Annotated in this window: 4 protein-coding genes; all 4 read left to right on the top strand. The window is 69.0% G+C overall.

Features of this window, described 5'->3' with window-relative positions; genetic code table 11:
• Positions 1–241: BON domain-containing protein (locus Psi01_RS42780; RefSeq protein WP_204069940.1), on the top strand; the 241-nt coding region annotated here is incomplete at its 5' end.
• A gap of 104 nt (positions 242–345) precedes the next feature.
• Complete coding sequence (locus tag Psi01_RS42775; RefSeq protein ID WP_204069939.1) at positions 346–1,257, top strand: F0F1 ATP synthase subunit gamma; 912 nt, start codon at positions 346–348, stop codon at positions 1,255–1,257.
• Positions 1,258–1,369: 112 nt separating this feature from the next.
• Positions 1,370–1,627: a DUF3040 domain-containing protein gene (locus tag Psi01_RS42770; RefSeq protein ID WP_204069938.1), complete on the top strand. Its 258-nt coding sequence runs from the start codon at positions 1,370–1,372 to the stop codon at positions 1,625–1,627.
• A 296-nt stretch (positions 1,628–1,923) separates the two neighbouring features.
• Complete coding sequence (locus tag Psi01_RS42765) at positions 1,924–3,360, top strand: amino acid permease (RefSeq protein ID WP_204069937.1); 1,437 nt, start codon at positions 1,924–1,926, stop codon at positions 3,358–3,360.
• The last annotated feature ends 113 nt before the right edge of the window (positions 3,361–3,473 follow it).

Here is a 3,473-nt window from a genome sequence, read left to right as displayed (position 1 = left end):
TTCGGCTGCCGACCTTCGCCGGGAGGTCGTCCGCGCGCTGGCGGGCCTCGACTTCGCCACCGACGGGGTCACCGTCGCCGTCGAGGACGGTGTGATCACCCTGGGCGGGCGGGTGGCGCTGTGCTCGCAGATCGCCCCGCTCGTGGCGGCGGTCGAGAGCGTCGACGGCGTGACGGGCGTGGAGGACGCCGTGACCTTCACGGTCGACGACCTCGTCGCCGCTCCCATGCCGTTCCTGTGAGCGCAGGCTCGCCGGGATCGAGAATGAAGGGTGCCGCACTCACTCGGCGGGTAGTTGAAATGCTGCGTATCGTAACCATCTGCAGATAGTTCGGGGGACATGGCATGGCCGGGCAGCTTCGGGCGATTCGACAGAAGATCAAGTCCGTCCGGTCCATAGCGAAGATCACCAGGGCGCAGGAACTCATCGCCACCTCCCGGGTCTCCAAGGCCCGTGACCGGGCGCATGACGCCGAGCCGTACGCCCGTGAGATCACCCGGGCGGCCTCGACCCTGCTCACCCATCACCCGCACGCCGACCACGCGCTGCTCAACCGCCGTCCCGACACCTCCCGGGTGGCGGTGCTGCTGGTCACCAGCGACCGCGGGTTCTGCGGCGGCTACAACCACAATGTGCTCCGGCAGGGAGAGGCGCTGGCCGCCCTGCTGCGCCGGCAGGGCAAGGAGCCGGTCTTCTACGTGACCGGGCGCAAGGGCATCGAGTGGTACCGCTTCCGCGGCCGGCCGACGGTCCGCGAGTGGCAGGGCTTCTCGGGCGCCCCCGCCTATGACGTCGCGGCCGAGATCGGCCGGACGCTCGTGGAGGCCTACGACATGCCGACCGCGGAGGGCGGAGTCGGCGAGGTGCACGTGGTCTTCACCGAGTTCGTCTCGATGCTGACCCAGCGGACGGTGGTCCGCAGGCTCCTGCCCATCGAGGTCGAGGAGCGCGAGGCCCCGCAGGGGCATGAGCCGTCCGTGCCGGCGCCGTTCACCTTCGAGCCGTCCGCGGGCGCCGTCCTGGACGTCCTGCTGAACAAGTACGTCGACGCCCGCATCTGGCACATCCTGCTGATCTCGGCGGCGGCCGAGCACGCGGCCCGGCGCACGGCCATGACGGCGGCCACCGACAACGCCCGGCAACTGATCGGCGCGCTGACCCGGCAGGCCAACGAGGCCCGGCAGGCGGAGATCACCACCGAGCTCACGGAGATCGTCGGCGGTGCCGCCGCGCTCGCGGCCTCGAACAGAGACTGAAGCGCCCCGGCCCGGGCGGGCCGACCGGAAAGATCTACCTCCCCGGTGTTGGCGTATCCCTACAAATGGGATAAAAATCATCAAAACTCTGTTTGCCGTGGAGGAAGCACGTATGGGTCTGTCTCTCCGTGAAAGGCGCGCCCTTGCCGCGATCGCCGGGCGACTTCAGACGGACGAGCCGGAACTGGCCCATTCCCTCAGCTCTTTCGCGGCCGGCGCGATCACCATGGAGACCCTGCCCTCCCGGCGGCACATGCTCGCCGTCGCGCTCCTGGCGGTGCTCATGGCCGTCATGGCCGTGGCGCTCCCCGCCCTCGGCGCGGCCGGCCACCGTCCCGCCGCCGCCACGCAGGCCCAGTACGGCGGCTGACCTGCCCCTCCGCCGGCCTCGGGCCGGCCGCCCCTCCTCCACCGCCGGTAAAGGTCCACTGCTGGTGAAGGACCAGTGAAGTGAGAAGCATGGGACGAAAGTCCCGCGTGTAAAGGCTGTTTTCCTACGGCTAAGGGGCCGCAAAAGCGGTCAAATGATGACAGATTCCCGGCTGTTGGGCAGACGCACCACGGGTCACATGAGACCCGGGACGGTCACCGGCCACCGCGCCGTCCATGCCGAGATGGGCCACCGCCGACCGGCGGGTGGTCGTGCCATCACCAACGGGAAACACCATGAAAGAGAGAGAAGGCGGTCCGCTCACCGAAGCGGCCGTCGCTGATCGCGCCACCGGATCCGGCGGAACGGCCACAGACGCGGGGAAGGGGCCCCGGCTGGGGCTGCTCCAGGCCACCGCGCTGGTCGTCGGCAACATCGTGGGCACCGGGATCTTCCTGCTCCCGGCCTCGCTGGCGGCCTTCGGAACGGTCAGCATCCTGGCATTCGGCATCGTCACCCTCGGCTCGCTCGCCCTCGCCGTCGTCTTCGGGCGGCTCGGCCGGCGCATCCCCGCCTCGGGCGGGCCGTACGCATACGCCCGCGACTCCTTCGGAGAGTTCCCGGGATTCCTCAACGCCTGGTCGTTCTGGATCACCGCCTGGGCCGGCAACGCCGGCATCGCGGTCGCGTGGGTCGGTTACGTCGTCTACTTCGCCGAGGCCGCATTCGGCCTGGACTGGAGCGGCACCGGCGCCCAGGTGGTCATCGGACTGATCGGCCTGTGGATCCCGGCGCTGATCAACCTGGCGGGCGTCACCAAGATGGGTCTGTTCCAGCTGGTGACGACCATCCTGAAGTTCGCCCCGCTGATCTTCGTGGCGATCGTCGGCCTGTTCTTCGTCCAGTCGGACAACTTCGGCCCGTTCAACGCCACCGAAGGCTCGTGGATCGGCGCGATCTCGGTGGCCGCGGCCCTGGTGCTGTTCGCCTACTCCGGCGTGGAGAGCGCCAGCATCGCGGCTGAGAAGGTCAAGGACCCCGAGCGCAACATCGGCCGCGCCAGCGTCTACGGCACCCTGGCCTGCGCGGCGCTGTACATGCTCGGCACCGTCGCGGTCTTCGGCACCGTCCCCCACGAGAAGCTGGTGGACTCCACCGCCCCCTTCGCCGACGCGATCAACGCGATGTTCGGCGGCAGCGCGTGGGGCATGGTGATGGCCGCCTTCGCGATCATCTCCGGCATCGGCGCGCTGAACGGCTGGACCCTCCTGGTCGCGGAGATGCCGATGGCCGCCGCGCGCGACGGACTGTTCCCGAAGGCGTTCACCCGGATGCGCGCCGGCAACGTGCCGTGGGTCGGCATCGTCGTCGGCACGGTCCTCACCTCGATCACCTTCATCACGGCCTTCGCTGCGGAGAACGCCTTCAACACCATCCTGCTGCTGGCCACCTTCACCACGGTCGTGCCCTACCTGTTCTCCGCCGCCGCCCAGCTGTTCTGGCTGGTCACCGGGGAGCGGCAGGCAAGCAGGAAGGGGCTGGGCTGGAACATGACGCTGGCCGCCGTGGCCCTGCTGTTCACCTTCTGGATGATCTTCGGCGCCGGCAGCGACGCGGTCTTCCAGGGGACGCTCATGCTCCTGGCGGGGATCCCCGTCTACATCTGGGTCAAGGCCTCGCGCGGTGAGTACGGGCCGAAGGAAATCGCACGGGTCAAGGGAGAGCTGCGATGAGGTTCCACGTCGACTCCGAGGTCGGTCGGCTCCGGCAGGTCATCCTGCACAAGCCCGAGCTCTCGCTCAAGCGGCTCACCCCCTCCAACAAGGACGAACTGCTCTTCGACGAC

It is taken from the genome of Paraplanobispora siamensis (genome assembly GCF_016863175.1).
In the GTDB taxonomy this organism is placed as follows: Bacteria; Actinomycetota; Actinomycetes; order Streptosporangiales; family Streptosporangiaceae; genus Planobispora; species Planobispora siamensis.
Note: the sequence above shows the minus strand (reverse complement) of the source record. Positions and strands in the feature narration are given on the sequence as shown.

Excerpts from the sequence above, each read along its gene's own strand:
- Psi01_RS42775 (WP_204069939.1), top strand. The coding sequence starts at position 346 with ATGGCCGGGCAGCTTCGGGCGATTCGACAGAAGATCAAGTCCGTCCGG.
- Psi01_RS42770 (WP_204069938.1), top strand. The coding sequence starts at position 1,370 with ATGGGTCTGTCTCTCCGTGAAAGGCGCGCCCTTGCCGCGATCGCCGGG.
- Psi01_RS42765 (WP_204069937.1), top strand. The coding sequence starts at position 1,924 with ATGAAAGAGAGAGAAGGCGGTCCGCTCACCGAAGCGGCCGTCGCTGAT.